We start from the raw sequence: 536 nt of genomic DNA, 5'->3' as shown, positions 1-536 counted from the left end.
GCCCTGCATTTTCTGCTTGATTTCTTGCAAGATCTTATCAAGACTGACGCCTCGATTTCTCTTGGTGATTCTTTTCAGTTCTTGTTTAATTCTTTGCTTGGCCTTTTGATGAGGGAGCGGATAGGCGCCATTGCGCCCCACACTCAGAGAAAAGCCCAGAAACTTCAGCCTTAAGGGAGAGCCGACTTGTGTCTTCTCTGTATTCACTTCGACCTTGAGTTTCTTTTCTAAGAACTGGGTGATGCTTTTCAGAACCCGTTCACCTGCCCGCCTGCTTTTGACATAGATATTACAGTCGTCCGCATAGCGTACAAATTTATGTCCTCTTTTAGTCAATTCTTTGTCCAGTTCATTCAAGTAAATATTTGCCAACAAAGGAGAGATGTTTCCACCCTGTGGCGTACCCTTGGCGGACTTTTCAAAAAGCTAACCATTCATCACACCACTCGTTAAGAATTTACGAATCAGATGCAAAACCCATGGCTCGCAGATGTAGTTTCCAAGAAAATTAATCAGCAGGTCATGGTTCACATTGT

Annotated in this window: 1 pseudogene; it reads right to left on the bottom strand. The window is 43.5% G+C overall.

From position 1 onward, the window contains the following. A pseudogene (locus tag LFYK43_RS12240) lies at positions 1–536 on the bottom strand (reverse transcriptase domain-containing protein); the annotation flags it as partial.

This window comes from Ligilactobacillus salitolerans (genome assembly GCF_003864415.1).
Taxonomy (GTDB): Bacteria; Bacillota; Bacilli; order Lactobacillales; family Lactobacillaceae; genus Ligilactobacillus; species Ligilactobacillus salitolerans.
The sequence above is the reverse complement of the archived record's forward strand: the minus strand, read 5'-3'. Positions and strand labels throughout refer to the sequence as shown.